Here is a 17,146-nt window from a genome sequence, read left to right as displayed (position 1 = left end):
GTACAGGGTCAGACTCGATTGGTTTTTGTAATGAACATTCATGTTTAATGCAGGCTTGCTTTAGCTTTTCAAGACAGAAGTGATAATCCTCATCAGCCAGAAAAATAGGCTCTCGATTATTGCCTCGAATAATCACATGTTGAGGATGATCGGGAATAACAAAACCAGGCAAGCGAGCCATTGTTCAATCCTTGAATAATGAGAATAGTTTGAGTCTAAATAACTTTATCCCCTACATCAATCATACCAATCGAGTCTGACCCTTTTGGTCTGATTTTTTTAGTAACTCTTTGACATCATCTTCAATAAATTGATTAGGTTTCCAGCCTGAAATCAACTTATCTAAATAGAATGTATCTAACGCACCAAGCCCCAACCCAACGGCTGTTCCAATGCCCCCTGTTGCCATTACATCAGCAATAAGTCCTGCGCCTGTAAATATACCCCAACGCGCACTTTTACCAGGCAGTTTATCTACAATCGTCTTTTTGGTAACTTCAGCGTAGTAACTTTTTATTAAATTCTGATCTGGCTCTATTCCTAATATCCATTTTTTGAATTTCTGTGAATTTTTAAGAACCGAGACAAGAGCATCAAGATCAATTTGCTTTTTATTTACTGCTTCCCTTAGTGATTTGGCATCATCAAAAACAAATCCTTGAAAATCCTGGATTTGTTTAGAGCTTTGAATGCTTTTTTCCAAAAGGTAATTAATTTTGTGCGATATGAGATTGGCGCTCAATCCGCTTGTGGCTATTTCGGATAAATTATTAGAAGAGAAAAATAACTCGCTTTCAACATTTAGGGTGTGACTCAATATAAGGGCGGAGTTAATCGTTGAATGAGATGGTGGTGTGTATTTGTGGTATACCTGATTTAATGCTGCATAATTAATATTTGTAGCAACTACTAGGCCGCCTTTTGACTTTTCTGTTTGAAATACGACACCATCTAGATCTATTTTTTCAGGTATTAGAGATTGGATTATGCTCTTAGCAGAGTAATTTATATATTCTTGGTCGATAAAAGACTTTCTTGCTCCTTCCAAGATTATATTTTCATGATTTTTAACTTTTATTAAACCTTGTATTCTTTGTGCCGTTCTTCTTCCTTTGCCAGTTTTACCTATAACATCAATGCATATTTTTCGTAGCTCGTCTTGATAAGTGTGTTGAGGTGATGAAAACTGCCCAATATCATGCTCTTCAGTACCATTTGTTGTTCGTGTTATTACACCTACATTTGTTTCTGTATAAATGATATTAAGTAGATTTTCTTCAATTAGTTCAACTACACGATCAATCCCAAAATATGTAAACAACTGTCGCAAAATACTTTGATTAGCGACTACAGAAGTTTCTCCGTAGAACAACATACACTCTACCAATGCACCAATGTCCAAAGGATTGAATGTATCCGTTGTATTTTGATTAAAAAATGTTATTGACTTAAACATTCAGTGCTTCTGTTTCCTATAGGAACTTAACAGTCTGTTTTATGAGGCCAGTGGCCTCATAATAAATATTAAACAGGCGGCCTTATAATTCCTCGCCAAAAACTCTAACTTGTTGTTTATTAATAAAAGTAATTTCTTATTCACAGAATTATAAGGCCAAATTTTTAAGCTAACGGTGAAAAATAGTGCCTAGCTTTCGGTGTTCTGAGACTCGGATATTCCATGGCAAGCTTTCCCTTTCTATTCTGAATCAAATCCTTGTTGTCATCACAAGACGTTCTTTCACCACATGATTAAAGACGACTATAACTCATTTATTATCAGCGGCATACAAAACCATAAAATAAAAAGGGGTAATCCTATTTTTGAATGCACTCATAAACACTGCTTATGCGTTTGACGTGAAAATCGCTTGCTAACCCAGCTTCTCGAGATACTCTTTTAATATATGAGCATGGCTGTGTTGTTTGTCTTTTGCTGCATAGAGGAGCACAACATTTTTTTGGCTGACTTCAGCTAGGTAGTCTTTGGCGGTTTGTTTATGTTCACTCAGTTCGCTGAGGTATTTTTTACGGAAGCTGTTCCATTTGTCAGGGTCGTGGTCAAACCATTTACGTAGCTCATCACTGGGGCTGAGTTCTTTCCAGTGGGCATCCAGATTGGCGTCTTCTTTTGATACTCCACGTGGCCATAATCGGTCCACCAGTACTCGGTAACCTGTGGGTGCATCACTTTCATAAATACGATGTAGCTTAATGTTCATGTATGCCTCCTGTTATTGCAGTGTGATTAATAAAGCCAACCTGTTCGGAATGACACACCAACAACGATGAACAAGATGGAAAGAAGGGTGACGGGAATGATGTGCCAGGCCATCACTTTGAGTGTGTCTGGAGAGAGATGAGGAATCACGCGAAATCGTGCGTGCACAGCAAAGCTGAGTGTTAAAAGCAGCAGACATAACTTTGCCATGATGGCATGTGATACGGGATTTGTGGGGTTAAACCATTGTGTGATGTCTGGCAGCACATGATAAGCCAGATACAACCCCGTTAAGATTTGAATAATCAGGGCGGGCATGCCTATCTTTTCATACACTGACTCAAAACTAAGCAGCTCTTCAGGCGAACGATGTTTTAATACCTTAGGCAAGATCACCACCGATAAGATGATATGCCCTCCCGTCCATATGGTGGCTGCGAGTATGTGAAGCAGTAATAATGTCCCGTACATAACTATCCTCTAAATGCACCTATAAAATGGCTTTCAACGAGCCAGCCATAGGCATGAATGTGATTTGACCTCAAAAGAGCAAACTGAATATGCCCCAGCTATTGTGGGTTTTCGCTACGCTGAAAATAAACAACCAGGTCATCAAGGCCAGCCCCCAAACTATGACATATTGCCGCTGGTTTCGAGTGTTGTAGAGCATGATGTGTGAGAGAAACAAATAAACCATCAGCAGCAGAAACTTCACCGTGAGCCAAGCATCGATAAAAGGAAATTGCTGCACGATATTGGTCAGCATTAACGCAGCGGTGATCAATACTGTATCAACGCCGTAGCGAAGATAACGAACGGACGTTGAAAGCAGATTATCGGCCTGACTCAGGTGAATGAGTCCATGAATGAAGAGCAAGCCACCACTGGCAAAGGCCATCAGCCAGTGTACATGCCGAACCTCATCATAGAACTCAATCACCGTCAGTCACTCCTTAAATCGGATTGGCTTCTAGCCGCGTTGTTGCCCACCTTCATATTTTGGTTTAATCCATAAGCTAAGAATAAACCAGGCTAATAACAAAGCGCCGACAGCAAAGATGGTATCGCCAGGCACACGCATCCAGACCAGTAAATCAACAACCGGTTGCTGCATAAAGTCCGCTGATCGGGCGTACCAATAACCATGATTCAGGCTGGCAAACAATTGCATAACGCCAAGCGGTAACAGCGTGAGTAAAGCCATCAGAGCCAGACCAATATTGAAACACCAGAAGCTGGCTTTAAGAATACCTTCCGGCCAGACTAGATCAGGCTTGATACCGCGTATACAGAACAAGGTCAAACCAATACCCAACATACCGTAAACACCAAACAAGGCGGTATGACCATGCAGAGGCGTCAGGTTAAGACCTTGCATGTAGTACAGCGATAATGGTGGATTAATTAAAAATCCAAATAAACCGGCACCGACCAAATTCCAGAACGCCACGGCCACAAAGAACATAATCGGCCAGCGGTAACGTTTCATCCACTCAGTCGCATGACCCAACGTGTAATTGTGATACGCCTCAAACCCGATGTAGGCCAGTGGCACTACTTCGAGTGCTGAGAAGCTGGCACCCAACGCCAATACCGGTGTAGGTGATCCGACAAAGTAGAGATGATGCAATGTGCCAATTACGCCTCCTGACATGAAAATAATCGTGGCAAACAGCACAGCAACTGTTGCTGTTTTGACCGGGATTAAGCCCAGACGAGTAAATAAGAACGCAATAACTGCTGTGGCAAAGACTTCAAAGAATCCTTCAACCCAGAGGTGAACCAACCACCAGCGCCAGTATTCCACCATGGAAATATGGGTGTGTTCATTCCAGACCAGTGCCGCCCCAAAGAACAAGCCAATGGCAACGGTGGATAAGAACAGTAAACCAATAATGGAACGACTTTCAGAGGGTTGACGTAATGTCGGCCAGAGCGAGCGCCCCACCAAACACAACCAGAGTAATAAACCGATAAACAGGAACCACTGCCAGAACCGGCCAATATCGGCATATTCCCAACCTTGATGACCGAACCAGAAGTTATGCTCCAATCCTAATGTCTGATTCACCGCGAACCATTGCCCAGTAAAGGCACCGACCACAATGACTAGCAAGCAGACCCACAGCAAATTCACACCGAATCGCTGATAAGGCGGTTCATAACCCGATACGGCAGGACCGATATAAAGGCCGGTCGCGAGCCAAGCAAGTGCTATCCACAATACGGCCAGTTGGGTATGCCAGGTGCGAGTTATCGAGTAAGGCAAAATTTCCGATAACTCAAAGCCATACATAACCTGGCCTTCTACCTGATAATGCGCAGTCACCGCACCGAGTAGAATTTGTACCAGGAATAAAGCGAGCAACACCCAGAAATATTTGGCTGTCGCCATCATCGAAGGTGTAGGTCGTAAATCGCGCATGGGATCGGTTGCCGGCAGTTTACTGGTCGCCTCTTCTTTGCCATGAGACACCGCGTAATACCAGCCCATTAAACCAATTCCAGCCAACAGGAATGTCACACTGAATGCAGACCAGAGAAACATACTCGCCGGCGGTTTATTATCAATCAACGGCTCATTAGGCCAGTTATTGGTATAAGTAATGTGACCATCGATGCGATTAGTCATAGTGGCCCATGCCGTCCACCAGAAAAAGGCGGAGAGTACACGACGATTTTCTGGATCGGTGACCGTGTTATTTTTCATGGCGTAAGCTTCACGAAGCTCAGCCGTTGAAGGTTCATCACTAAAGAGACGTTGATAATGTTCAGAGACCTGACTTATCGCTTTGACTCTGTCCAAGCTTAAAGTGATGACGCCAGTGTCGGGATTGTATGTATTTTTTCTGACTAGGGACTTCAGTCTGCCTTGCAAAGCGGCTTGCTGTTCGGCATTGGCAAGCTCAAAACTTTCCACACCATAATCTCGGTTCGCCCAGAGATTGAGTAAGGCCATCAACTCTCGGTGCATCCAGTCGGCACTCCAGTCCGGAGCAACATAACCACCGTGTCCCCAGATTGAGCCAAGTTGCATTCCGCCAAAGGACTGCCAGACTTGTCGTCCTTTTTCAATTTCAGCGCGGCTATAAAGTAGCTGACCATCAGAAGTGAGGACCTTTTCGGGCATAGGTGGCGCTTGCTGGTAAATCTGATTACCACTCCATATCAGCACCCCAAAAGACACAAACAATAAGAAAGCGAGAAATAACCAGAGTTTTTTTACGTTTGTCATCAGTCACTCCTTTGTGAGATGGCGCCTATACCCTGAGCAAGGCTTTATTGAATACCGAGTAAATGACGGAATGACTGAGTTAACAAGTCGACAGCTGCGCGTCAATCAATATATTTCTCTATTGAGAACAACAGTTAACACTTTGTTTCTGTTTAATAAAATGACTTTATAAAAACATAGCATCAGCTATCAAATCCCGCCTTTTTAATAAGGTATTTCATTTACCTATTTAAAGCAAGGAATGGAACTAGTTGAAGTTTAAAGACAGGAAAAAAACGCTCATCTCCTAATTGAAATTAATGAAGGAATAGACGAAATAATGTGCGGTGCGAACGATTTCGCAATAAGTAGATAAAAAAAGCTGTATCAAAATGGTGATACGGCTCGTTTGAATTTCTTGAGATTGAAAACTAAGTGAGCGAGAGCATTAATAATTAAAGATAGGCTGTCACTCAGCCAGCCAAAACAGATAGTGAACTCGTGAGGATAGGATGTCTGAATAACATTGGGTACTCACCACTGTGGTTTCCATCCTTCTATCCACTCGGGCACACGCTCTGCTGGCATCGGTTTCGCAATACCAAACCCTTGAGCTTGCTCACAGCCAAGTTCTAATAGGGCTTTTCCATGTTCGGCAGATTCCACGCCTTCGGCTATGACGCCTCGCTGGAAGGCATTTGCCAGACCGATAACGCCTTTCACAATAGCCAGATCATCTTCGTCAATCAGCATGTCACGCACAAAGCTTTGATCTATTTTGATGATTTCCGCCGGTAAATGCTTGAGGTATGTCAGTGATGAATAGCCTGTCCCAAAATCATCAATTGCGAATTTCACACCTAGCTGGGCACAGGCATTCATTGTATTTGATACATTCTGGATGTCTTCTAAGGCGCTGGTTTCTAAAACTTCCAGTTCAATTTTATGCGGGTCTACCTCAGGATAAGCATTCAGCAGAGAGGCTAATCTATCAGCAAAGTTAGTCTGCCCAATCTGTAGAGCTGAAATATTAATACTGATTATATCTGGCATAGTGGCCTGTGCTGCTTGCCACTGGCTGATTTGTTTCAGGACTGCATGGATAACCCATTCACCCAAATTAACACTGATGGGATTGTTTTCTATGTAGGGCAAAAACGCACCTGGTGTTAACAAGCCTTCCTCAGGTGACTGCCAGCGAAGCAGGGCCTCTAAACCAATCACCGAGCCCGTTCTCATATTGACGATGGGTTGGAAGTGCATGACAAATTCATCGTTTTTCAGTGCTAACTCAATATCCAGCAACTGTTTTCTATGTAAGCGGATGGCATCATCCTGATTCACATCAAATAGGTGATAGCGATTTTTACCCAACTGCTTAGCTGTATACATAGCATGATCAGCATGACGCATGAGAATGTCGGCATCCACACTGTCTTCTGGAAATAACGTCACCCCGATACTGGCAGACACTGAAAAGGTTTTATCATCAATAGAAATAGGCTCAGAGGATGCCGTTAACAGACGCTCAATCACCGATTCACAGTCTTCAAACACATTCAGCTCGGTGAGTACGGCGATAAATTCATCCCCACCAATCCTAGCAAGGGTATCGCCCTCTCGTAACGCCGCTTTCATACGATTAGAAATAGTGACCAGAAGTTTATCGCCGACTTCATGACCATAAGTGTCATTGACCTGCTTGAAGCCATCTAAATCAATAAAGGCCACCGCCAATAATTGTTGATGACGTTGGCAATGTACCATGGATTGCTTGAGACGATCAGCCAGTAAGATACGGTTGGTCAGTGAGGTTAATGGGTCATAACTTGCCAGTCGCTCAAGTGCTATCTGTTGTGCACGAATATGTGTGATGTCTGAAAACAAGGCCACATAGTTAACGGCGTTACCATCTGCATCACGAATTTCACTGATCGTCAGCATTTCTATAAATGGCTGTCCATTTTTGTGTATGTTTGAGACCTCACCAGACCAATAGCCTTCCGTCTTAATTGAATGCCACATCTCTTCATAGAACGTTGGAGAATGTTTACCTGACTGAAGGAGTTTAGGGCTCTTACCAATAACATCTTCTCTGCTGTAGCCCGTGATTCTAGTGAAAGCGTCATTGACTTCGATAATCTTATTATCAGTATCAGTGACTAAAATCCCTTCATAAGCATGGGTAAATACCGTATTGGCCAGCTTGAGTTTTTCATCTGCTTCTTTACGGGTGGTTATGTCAGCGTGTGTACCGACAAGGCGTATAGGTTTCCCATGTTCATCACGAGTAATCACCAGTCCACTATCACGAATCCACTTGTAATGCCCATTTTTACAGCGCATGCGGTGCTCATTGATATAACAATCTGTTTTACCATCAAGGTGACGCTGTAAATCTTCCATCACCAACGCCAGATCATCCGGATGAACACGACTCGACCATTCATCAAGGCTGTTACTGAATTCCCCATCGGCATAGCCAAGCATTGTTTGCAGCTGCTTGGAGTACCACACCTTGCTTGAAGGCACATCCCAGTCCCAAACGCCATCACCAGAAGCATTCAGCGCATAGCGTAAGCGCTCTTCAGCCTCATTCATATTTCTCAACTGACGATAAACTAGCCAGAAAAGAATGAGACCCGTAGCGATAATAAAGAACCAGCCCTTTATAGTTTGTAGCTCAACAAGTGTTTGTTTATCACTGAAAAAATATGAAAGAGCCTGGTCGGAAGTGATTATCCATATGCCACCAATAATCACGTAAATGATGGATATTCTTAATGCTGACATCCACACAGTATTCATAAAAAAAACCACTCGATTCTTACAGGTAGCCGATAGCTTAGCTGGATATATAACGCCATAACAGGACAGATGAATGATTCGGAATAATTGATAACGTTCTTCAAAAAGAACCGCTAAAATTCGCAAGCTTGGCACGCTCTGTTATCATCAAACTCAGCAATGAATCCAATACCATCAATTGATATTGAGCGCTTAAATGACAAACCCAACACTCCAACGCTTCCTGCCTTTTTTCTTCATAGTCAGTCTTATACTACAGGCTTCTTCCGTTATGGCAAACACTGGTACAGGCCTTGAAATAACTAAACCAGATCAGCTTTATGTGGTGTATACCGTGGAGCCGGATAGTGTTGATGAGAGTGAGCTGGAAGCCATCATCGATAGTCAGTTATACGCTGCTAATATTCAGCAAAGCCCACGTGATGATGCTCAGCTATTTTTACGTGTTGAAGTGCATGCGGGTGAATTTCTGCTTTATCTCGATTTCAGCAGAACCATGTCCTATCGCGTTAATGGAAAATGCTATAGCAAAGACGGGTTTGTCTGGGGACGATATGCCAAAGATATCGCCGACATGGATGAATTGTATGAGAGTGTTGAATTCCTCATTAATGAGTTTATTGAGGAATACACAAAAGCCAATAAATTGTGACCTACTCTCATATGAATCCAGACGATATTGGCAAAGCCTACGACACCATTACCCACCTCTGGCAAAGCAAGGACTTTAAAAGAAATAACGGTATCGAAGCGCATAAGCGTGCTATCAGTTTTACTGACCATCGAGGTAATGCACTGGATGTTGGCTGTGGTTGTACCGGACGTTTTATCGACCTCCTTCAAACAGAAGGATTTCACGTTGAAGGTGTCGATATTTCCAGCAAAATGATCGACCTTGCCAGACAGCGTCATCCAGAAGTGACATTTCACCATGAAGATATCTGCAAATGGGAGATTGAGAACTGCTACGACTTCATTACCGCCTGGGATAGCATTTGGCATATTCCACTGGGGCAACAAAAGCCTGTATTAACTAAGCTGGTTAACAGCCTGAACATGGGCGGCATATTGATTTTTTCATTTGGCGGCACGAATGAACCCGGCGAACATACAGATGATTTCATGGGACCAGAAGTGTATTACTCCAGTTTAGGTACGAATGGCTTTTTGGCATTATTAATGAAACTAGGTTGTCAGTGTCTGCATCTGGAATATGATCAATATCCGGAATTACACACTTTCCTTATCGCACAAAAAGTCCGTTCGATAGACGAATAAACTCTCCACAAGGATGAAAATAATGAAACGGAAAAACATGCTCTTAACGATCGGCCTTATCGGTCTAATGATTGTTTTATTACTTAATCTTTTAGCCAACTTTTATCTCAATCAACCAGCAGCCATGGTCTTTTCTGAAGCTTGGAATGCATCTTGGCTACCTAGCTATATCGTCTGGCTCGTGATGTGTATCATCGGTATCGCTATCAAATTATCAAAGCGATAAGCCTACAGACTCATCCTTAATAAGGAACAGTTAGCCATGGCAAATATGAACACCATTGAAATCAAAGCATTTATTCCGGCTAAAGACTATGAAATCTCTCAAGCCTTTTATGCTGACCTTGACTTCACGCAGGCATCTGATACCGCTGGTGTGACCTACTTCTATCACGGTAACTGTAGTTTTCTACTTCAGAATTTTTATGACCAAACGCTGGCTGAAAATTTGATGATGCACCTGCTTGTGGAAGACGTGCAGTCTTGGCATCAACACATTATCGAAGCTGGGATAACAGACAAGTATAAGGTTGAAATATCGGCTGTCACCGAACAACCTTGGGGGATGCTCGACTTTGTTCTCTACGATCCAAGTGGTGTGTTATGGCGTATCGCTCAGAATATTTGAACTTGTGTCATAACTTATCAAAGTTACTGATACTCAACTTTATATGTAATTTGAATAAAAGCATTGGCAAAGGCCCTGGCCTGAGCATTTTTAAGCTTGATTTGTTCATTGATAACATCAAATAACGGTAATCAAGCAAGCGAGTTAAAACTCAGTCTTTAGGAGCCTCGTGGTGCGAACATAATAATCGCCATACCCAACAATGCCACGCCAGAACCAACCATATCCCATACGGTAGGACGAATACCATCTACAGCCCATAACCATAAAATAGCCATGAAAATATATACCCCACCATAAGCGGCATACACGCGACCGGCTGCCGTTGGATGCAAAGACAACAACCAGGCAAACAAAGAAAGACTGAGTGCAGCAGGCACTAGCAGCCAAATGGATTTTCCCTCACGTAGCCAAAGGTACGGCAGGTAACAGCCAATAATTTCTGCTAAAGCCGTCACAAGAAACAAGCCTACTATTTTTAGTTCGGGCAACAGATGCTCCCTTAATTGTTTTACTTAATGGCCTTGTGTTGGAAAAGCCATCCCATAATAGATAATGTATCAAAGCCTCTGTCTGCTTGATACTCATGAACGCTCGCAATTAGTTGGACAGGACAGGTTATCCCTATAGCGGCAAAGGTTTTATCATGTTTTCTATCTGCTATGATGTCTCCGTTCAAATAGCTCAGATATAAATAATAAAAACGCCTTAGCTACAGACAATACATTTCAAACCTATAAAACCAATGAGAGAAAAAGAATGAGTGAAAATTCACCAAGCAAAACATTTCAAGAACGTGTCGATGAGTTCGTCGCGATTGCCAATCAGCAAGCAGCTGAAAGTTCTGTAGAAGACGTTAATACAGCCGTTCTCTTTTCAGCCGCCCGTTTTAATGCTTTCAGCGTCGCCCGTTCCGTTGAAAACGCAGAAAACCTGCAAGCCGAAAAACAAGCGGCTATTGAATACTTCACTCAGCGTTATGCCGAAATGCTCAATCAAAACCTTGAAGAATATATCGCTCGGTTTGATAACTATACACAGAAGTAATTCACCACAAACGGTTTATAAAGCGCCAAAAAAAAGGGCAAATCCTTACGGACTTGCCCTTTTTTATGATCGAGAACGAGGTTATACGGCTATGACGCTCAAGTCATAACATGTCCCTACAAATAGAAATATAAAGTAGACTGACGACATCACCTTATGACCCCAGCTATTCTTCTTCAGGGTGATATTCCAGCAAGTCACCAGGCTGACAGTTAAGAGCTGTGCAAATAGCATCAAGTGTTGATAAACGGATAGCTTTTGCTTTGCCAGTTTTCAGTATGGAAAGGTTTTGCTCAGAAATTCCAACTCGTTTCGCCAGTTCGTTTGATTTCATCTTACGTTTGGCCAGCATCACATCGACGTTAATAACGATACTCATATTAAACGGTAAATTCCTGTTCGTGTTTCATTTCTACAGCCTCTTTCATTACCCAAGAAATCACTAATATCACAGAGCCAGTAATTAAAGTGGTCATCTCAGAAGAGCCAAATCCTATGGTGAGTAATCGTTCCCCAACAGGGTTTTGAATGGTCAAAGCTAAGCTGAGCAAAGTATCGGATATAGTGCCTACTATCACCCAAGCCAGTAAAGCTAATCCCATACGCTTAAAGCAGATGACATTGTCATAAGAGAAGATGATGCCTTGCTGATAAAGACTAAAGAGTCTTCTCAATTGGACAGCGGCATATAACGCTACAGTGATCGGCAGTAAACAAACCAAAAAAGCTAACAATCGAGTTATTAAATCAATTTCAGTCGTGATTTCAACAGGTAATTCAATGACGAAACCAGCAGCTTGCAAGCTATTAAAAAATAACCAATAAGCGAGTGTAAGGGTTGGAATTAGAATAATAAAAGTGGTTAATAGCCGTTTTAGTTGAGCACTAAAATGTGAAATACGATCTTGGTTGGTTTTATTCTTCATAGCACAAGCCTTCAAACTTTTAAATGAGTGTTGACTTTAACCTATAAATTATTTTTTTGGAATAAAGAATTATCGTAAAACAATAATAATTTAATTTTAGCTCGCCACAATGATTCAGTAAATAACCTTAAAAGTTTTTAGCTACATCATGTGTAAGACCGGATCGAAACATAGTAGAAAAAGCGACCATAATGGGCAAAGCAATAAATGAGACAATTTAACTTCCAAAAAAAAGGGCAAGTCCTTGAGGACTTGCCCTTTTTTTTGACCGAGAACGAGCTTATACAGCTACGATGTTCTCAGCTTGTGGTCCTTTTGCGCCCTGAGTTACAGTGAACTCAACTTTTTGGCCTTCTGCTAAGGTTTTGAAACCTGAGCTAGTAATAGCACTGAAATGGGCAAATACGTCTGCTCCAGACTCTTGTTCGATAAAACCGAAACCTTTCGCTTCGTTAAACCACTTTACTGTTCCATTAACTGTGTTTGACATAATAATTACCTGAATTTTAAATATAAAAATGCCTCTAGAGGCGTGAATAGCGTGAAAACGAGCTGGAATCTAGAAACTTCAGGACGGGGAATTACGAATAAAACAACGAGATGGAGAGTATAAATAAAAGTCTTACTTTCGAGCTGAGTACACAGTATAGGGTTTTACTGGGAATGTACAGATATTAATTCACTGATGCTATTAGTTATTTCTCCTCATCGCTATTATTCACCAGCAAAAGAATATTGTTGAAGATAAAATCAAACACCCTGATCCTATAGCATCTGCCTTAACTGAGTTTTGCAGAATCTATTCCAATACTTCAATTTTAGAAAACACGCATTTAGTTTGGCCGCGGCCTGTGTAATATTGAATTTTGCTAAGTTTCACCATCGTTTTTCTGGGGATGACTCTGGGTGAATTTCTTAATGTGGTTTTAACCTGCTGAGCATTTTCAGGGTTGACTCTGGCTTCTCCCTTGCAATGTTTTGCCCAGTCTTGATTACCTGGCGCATCAACTATATATGATAGGCCTCGGCCTGGTCGCATATAGGTACCAGTGACATCTGACATCCAAGCGAACCCATCTATCAACGCTCCTTCACTTTTCTGCTTGATGACTGATTCGGGAAATTGCTGACCATGCTCGGCAATGCATTGTTGGGTTTTATCTTCGGCATCAGCCGCAGCTTTCTTTCTTGCGATGACAGCCTGTTTGCAGATAGTTTCACATGCTTTTTGCGCTGTTTTACATTGTGCATAAGCCTTACGTAATTCCACATTAAAAAGGTCTGCATGCACGGTGCCGATGCTCGCTAACAGTAGTGTCACACTGATGATAAAAATATTATGTGCCGGCATCGTTTCAACTCCTTTTATAATTCAGTCAGGGAAACAGATTAAATATTTAGGGTCAGTACAAAAATACCTTACTTTTCGCTATTCGGCCACGGTGTCGCAAGGCTGGTCTTAATAGTTCTTGACATGACTCCAGTTATTGAAATCAAACACCTTAACCTATTGATGAAGTATAAGGTGTGTCGCCACCTCAGTTATCTAGCTAGGAACGTTGTAGGCTATGGATGTAACCCAAGTTTTAATGTTTTTACAATATGTAACTATATATTTAAGCTGGCTCTCAAAATCTGATTTTCTCTCAGAATCGTAGCCACCAGCGATATACATTTGCTTTGTTGACGGTTTTATTTTCGAGTGAACAAACAAATGGCTGGCATGGCTGTAGGCATTGTAAAAATCTCTTGCTGCTTTCAGAAACTCGCAACCTTTGTCTGAAATAGAAAGCAACTTATTATTTTTAAGAACTAGAGCAACTACTTTATCAGCTCTAGCATGAGGACGCTTATCCATAAAGTCATTGTAGAAATCGAACTTATATTTTCCATTTAAAACGGTAACTTTAATATTCTTTCGCATCAGAGCTGCAATGCATAAAGACTCATAGGAGATGCGCATAGAATTTCCGGCTGGCGCGATATGACCTAAGGAAAGTAATTGTGTTGCTGTGACAGCAGACTCTATAGCCAAGTGTAGATATCCAGATACTATTCCAGCTCTCGTAGACTCATCTTTAGCACAATCAGACTCTTTAAGATTCTGTAAGGAGTCAGCGAATAAATCTGAGAGCTCATCAATTTCATTAGAAATATCCCTCTCGAACTGTTCTCTAGCCTCGCTGTCATCACTGACTAGAAGTTTACGGATTTCGAAATTTTTCATGATGAACTCCGATTTCTCACCAATAGTGTATTTATGAAAAAAATATTAAATAAACCGTTTATTATTCGGCTCCATACTTTCTCAGCACCCAGCATTTAAAATCATCAGTTGAGGATTGTTTGTACGAATTATTGATTCAAAATATCTTCAATCCAATTTATAAATCTGACTGCACTTCTAGTTTGAAAATGATTCTTATTCGGTATGTAATAGCAAAGTTCTGACTGAACGGGTGTCGTTTTGTATTGTTGTAGAAGATTAGATTTCAACAATCTATTCGCGAGCGTCGTAGAACAGAATACTAGCCCATTTCCAGCCATAGCCTGCTGAATCCCGAACAGTTCTTGATCAAATTTTTTAAGTTTAATATTGGCCCCTTCCAATCCATTTGCCTTCAACCAAGTGTCTAATGGAGGCTTGGGTAATGATTTATTCTTCCATTGCGTTGTATACACTGTAATGGGTTCATTAAACCAAGAAGCAGGCGCGACTCCATAAGTACCAAATATATCGAATGACTCCGTTCTAATGACATCAAAATCTTCAACAGTTGAAATATCACCGAACCGAATGGGAATAGTATGTGATTGATTATCGAGTGATTCGCCAGTCGATATCTCCATCGAAATACCTGGGTTGTTTTGTTCAAATTCATACTGGTAAGGAATCAACACCATAGCCGCTAATGATGATGTAGTTGTCACTCTGACCGTAGTGCCAACCTTTGCGACGTATTCCAGAGCATGATCAATTTTCAAAAACCCGTCCGTGGTTGCTCTCGCTAATAGTTTGCCTGTTTCTGTGAGTGAAATTCGCCTTCCCTGTCGATGAAACAAATTGACATTTAACCGACTTTCCAGATTGCTAATGTGGTGAGAAATGGCTGTCGGTGTCAATGCCAGTTCTTCTGCAGCTAACTTAAAGCTTCCTTGACGCGCAGCCGACTCAAAAGCTTTCAACGCCTGTAACGATACCTGCAAATTTAACCTCCTAATAAACCATTAGCCGCTTGACTAAATAGATGATTTAAAATCATCTATTAGTGTAACTTTTTCGTTTGTACAACGCTAGAAAGGCTCTCAGAATAGTACCTATCATTAATCAACTAAGGTCATCACTATGAGTACACTATTACATGTAGATTCGAGCGTTAGAGCTACTACCAACCCAAATCCAGATCACAACTCCATATCAAAAAATATTGCTATCCGATTTATTGATACATGGAGAAAGAATCGTCCTATAGATGAATATACCTATCGTGATGTTGGCGTAAACCCTCCTGACTTCATCACTCAGGATTGGATTGGCGCTGTGTTTACACCTGAGGAAAAGAGGACCCCAGCACAGAAAGAGACGCTGGCATTATCAGATAAACTGATCGCTGAAGTGGTAGCAGCCGATATTATCTTGATATCTTCTCCCATGTATAACTACGGCATGCCTGCTCAGCTAAAAGCATGGTTCGATCAAATTGTACGTATAGACAAAACGTTTGATTTCGATCTCGCACGAGGAGATTCCCCATTACAGCCACTACTTTCTGGAAAGACATTGATTATCGTGACCTCTAGTGGAGAGTTCGGTTTTCAAAAAGGTGGAATAAGAGAAGGCTCTAATCACCTGACGCCACACTTACTTACACTAAGTAAATATTTAGGAGCGGATACGGTGTATGAGATCGCTGCTGAATACCAAGAATTTGGCGACGATAGACATAGCAGATCTGTAGCTGATGCAAAATATCGCGCCGAGAGAATAGCCACAGAACTTAGCTTTCCGGTCGTGGCCACATCACCAGAAAATGTGGTCAAAAATCTGTAACCCTATTAATGAAGACATTCTCATCCATTTTGGAGAAGACATAGTTGATGAAGATATCATCTACGTTACGGGCTGTCCTGCCAGCTATTACCATCAATCAGCTTATAACCTGATGTTACCAAACAAATGACTTAACGAAGCCTTGGATTAAACGCTTGTCGTAAAACACGATGAGCAATGGTGATGGGTAAGGACATATGATCTTCGTCTTCTTGGAGGTAATAGGCACTTCGGAAACCATAGGCCGACAGGGCTTTCATTCGGTCTGCCAGCAGTTCAATATCCTGCCGTTCCTGCACGTCATCGCCCTCTGCCACCAGCAGATACAGGCTTTTATCGACGAGTGATACTTCACCCGCTTTCACTTGTTTCATGAAGGTTCTCTCATGCGTTATAAGGTAACGGCTTGCCCACCACAAGCTGGGGCTGGAGACGATGTAATGTTGGAATAAGGTTGGCTGGGTGTAAATCGCATAGAGTGTGAACATGCCACCGAAAGAATGACCATATAATGATTGCCGTTCTTGGTGAATGTCATAACGACGAGCGATTTCGGGCTGTAAGATGTTTTTTAAGAAGTCGACAAATTCATCCTGCCCACCTTGAGGTGGGTCATTCACTTCTTTGGGTACAGGTGGTGAAAAGTCATAAGAACGTCGATAAAAATCAAACGGCTTATCGGTGGGATAGGCCACCGCCACAATCAGTGTGTCTGCATAGTCTGATTCCATTCGCTTAGCATCATGAAAGGCAGCAAACACGGAGTTACCATCTAATATGTATAGCACCGGCATCGGTTTAGCTGGCGTTTGGTTTTTAGGCAAACTCACCATAATCTGATAATCCTGCCCTGCTTTGTTTTTCAGTGTGAACTGCTCAGTGGCAGGTAATGAAACGGACTGAGCCACTACCTGCAAAGGCAGGTAGCAGCATATGATGATGAGAAATTTAAGTATCTGTCTTAATCTCAACATCA

General features: G+C 41.8%; 20 protein-coding genes and 1 pseudogene. 6 read left to right on the top strand and 15 right to left on the bottom strand.

The window, feature by feature from the left end; genetic code table 11:
- From B3V56_RS04440 to B3V56_RS04410, 7 genes and pseudogenes are all read right to left on the bottom strand, one after another.
- Positions 1–181: pseudogene (locus tag B3V56_RS04440) on the bottom strand (hypothetical protein); the annotation flags it as partial.
- 60 nt (positions 182–241) lie between these two features.
- Positions 242–1,456 (bottom strand): hypothetical protein, encoded by a 1,215-nt coding sequence (locus B3V56_RS04435; RefSeq protein ID WP_289284002.1) that lies wholly within the window; start codon positions 1,454–1,456, stop codon positions 242–244.
- A gap of 415 nt (positions 1,457–1,871) precedes the next feature.
- Positions 1,872–2,219: a DUF488 domain-containing protein gene (locus tag B3V56_RS04430; RefSeq protein ID WP_289283802.1), complete on the bottom strand. Its 348-nt coding sequence runs from the start codon at positions 2,217–2,219 to the stop codon at positions 1,872–1,874.
- Between the two features lie 26 nt (positions 2,220–2,245).
- On the bottom strand, positions 2,246–2,689 hold the full coding sequence (locus tag B3V56_RS04425; protein WP_289283803.1) for a CopD family protein: 444 nt from the start codon (positions 2,687–2,689) through the stop codon (positions 2,246–2,248).
- 70 nt (positions 2,690–2,759) lie between these two features.
- Positions 2,760–3,158 (bottom strand): SirB2 family protein, encoded by a 399-nt coding sequence (locus B3V56_RS04420; protein ID WP_289284001.1) that lies wholly within the window; start codon positions 3,156–3,158, stop codon positions 2,760–2,762.
- Positions 3,159–3,188: 30 nt separating this feature from the next.
- Positions 3,189–5,453: a nitric-oxide reductase large subunit gene (locus B3V56_RS04415; RefSeq protein WP_289283805.1), complete on the bottom strand. Its 2,265-nt coding sequence runs from the start codon at positions 5,451–5,453 to the stop codon at positions 3,189–3,191.
- Positions 5,454–5,966: 513 nt separating this feature from the next.
- Complete coding sequence (locus B3V56_RS04410) at positions 5,967–8,240, bottom strand: bifunctional diguanylate cyclase/phosphodiesterase (protein WP_289283806.1); 2,274 nt, start codon at positions 8,238–8,240, stop codon at positions 5,967–5,969.
- A 196-nt stretch (positions 8,241–8,436) separates the two neighbouring features.
- Between B3V56_RS04410 and B3V56_RS04405 the strand changes: the two genes are divergently transcribed.
- From B3V56_RS04405 to B3V56_RS04390, 4 genes are read left to right on the top strand one after another with little or no spacing between them, the layout of a single operon-like run.
- On the top strand, positions 8,437–8,892 hold the full coding sequence (locus B3V56_RS04405; RefSeq protein ID WP_289283807.1) for a hypothetical protein: 456 nt from the start codon (positions 8,437–8,439) through the stop codon (positions 8,890–8,892).
- Between the two features lie 11 nt (positions 8,893–8,903).
- Positions 8,904–9,518, top strand: a complete 615-nt coding sequence (locus B3V56_RS04400; RefSeq protein ID WP_286303369.1) for a class I SAM-dependent methyltransferase — start codon at positions 8,904–8,906, stop codon at positions 9,516–9,518.
- 22 nt (positions 9,519–9,540) lie between these two features.
- A complete protein-coding gene (locus B3V56_RS04395; RefSeq protein ID WP_286303368.1) occupies positions 9,541–9,744 on the top strand; it encodes a hypothetical protein in 204 nt (67 codons plus the stop codon).
- Between the two features lie 36 nt (positions 9,745–9,780).
- Positions 9,781–10,146 (top strand): VOC family protein, encoded by a 366-nt coding sequence (locus B3V56_RS04390; RefSeq protein ID WP_289282599.1) that lies wholly within the window; start codon positions 9,781–9,783, stop codon positions 10,144–10,146.
- Positions 10,147–10,304: 158 nt separating this feature from the next.
- Here B3V56_RS04390 and B3V56_RS04385 read toward each other — a convergent pair whose 3' ends face one another.
- Positions 10,305–10,637, bottom strand: a complete 333-nt coding sequence (locus tag B3V56_RS04385; protein ID WP_286303366.1) for a YnfA family protein — start codon at positions 10,635–10,637, stop codon at positions 10,305–10,307.
- Positions 10,638–10,905: 268 nt separating this feature from the next.
- Here B3V56_RS04385 and B3V56_RS04380 point away from each other — a divergent pair, with 268 nt between their 5' ends.
- Positions 10,906–11,193: a DUF3144 domain-containing protein gene (locus B3V56_RS04380; protein WP_286303365.1), complete on the top strand. Its 288-nt coding sequence runs from the start codon at positions 10,906–10,908 to the stop codon at positions 11,191–11,193.
- 166 nt (positions 11,194–11,359) lie between these two features.
- Here B3V56_RS04380 and B3V56_RS04375 read toward each other — a convergent pair whose 3' ends face one another.
- The 6 genes from B3V56_RS04375 to B3V56_RS04350 all read right to left on the bottom strand — a co-directional run bounded on the left by B3V56_RS04375 (position 11,360) and on the right by B3V56_RS04350 (position 15,326).
- Positions 11,360–11,572: a helix-turn-helix domain-containing protein gene (locus tag B3V56_RS04375; RefSeq protein WP_286303364.1), complete on the bottom strand. Its 213-nt coding sequence runs from the start codon at positions 11,570–11,572 to the stop codon at positions 11,360–11,362.
- Position 11,573: 1 nt separating this feature from the next.
- Complete coding sequence (locus B3V56_RS04370) at positions 11,574–12,119, bottom strand: DUF2975 domain-containing protein (protein ID WP_289282598.1); 546 nt, start codon at positions 12,117–12,119, stop codon at positions 11,574–11,576.
- A gap of 280 nt (positions 12,120–12,399) precedes the next feature.
- Complete coding sequence (locus B3V56_RS04365; RefSeq protein WP_284723449.1) at positions 12,400–12,609, bottom strand: cold-shock protein; 210 nt, start codon at positions 12,607–12,609, stop codon at positions 12,400–12,402.
- 309 nt (positions 12,610–12,918) lie between these two features.
- Entirely contained in the window at positions 12,919–13,470 is a 552-nt protein-coding gene (locus B3V56_RS04360; protein WP_289282597.1) for a hypothetical protein, read from the bottom strand.
- A gap of 195 nt (positions 13,471–13,665) precedes the next feature.
- Positions 13,666–14,346: a hypothetical protein gene (locus B3V56_RS04355; protein WP_289282596.1), complete on the bottom strand. Its 681-nt coding sequence runs from the start codon at positions 14,344–14,346 to the stop codon at positions 13,666–13,668.
- A gap of 128 nt (positions 14,347–14,474) precedes the next feature.
- The gene (locus B3V56_RS04350) at positions 14,475–15,326 is read right to left on the bottom strand and encodes a LysR family transcriptional regulator (RefSeq protein ID WP_289282595.1); all 852 of its coding nucleotides are present in this window, start codon (positions 15,324–15,326) and stop codon (positions 14,475–14,477) included.
- Between the two features lie 139 nt (positions 15,327–15,465).
- Between B3V56_RS04350 and B3V56_RS04345 the strand changes: the two genes are divergently transcribed.
- Positions 15,466–16,170: an FMN-dependent NADH-azoreductase gene (locus tag B3V56_RS04345; protein ID WP_289282594.1), complete on the top strand. Its 705-nt coding sequence runs from the start codon at positions 15,466–15,468 to the stop codon at positions 16,168–16,170.
- A gap of 131 nt (positions 16,171–16,301) precedes the next feature.
- On the opposite strand, the gene B3V56_RS04340 is transcribed toward B3V56_RS04345, so the two are convergent.
- On the bottom strand, positions 16,302–17,144 hold the full coding sequence (locus tag B3V56_RS04340; protein WP_289282593.1) for an alpha/beta hydrolase: 843 nt from the start codon (positions 17,142–17,144) through the stop codon (positions 16,302–16,304).
- Positions 17,145–17,146 lie beyond the last annotated feature (2 nt).

Origin of the sequence: Methylophaga sp. UBA2513 (assembly GCF_002341285.1) — a bacterium.
Classification (GTDB): domain Bacteria; phylum Pseudomonadota; class Gammaproteobacteria; order Nitrosococcales; family Methylophagaceae; genus Methylophaga; species Methylophaga marina.
This window is presented reverse-complemented; position numbering and strand designations above follow the sequence as displayed.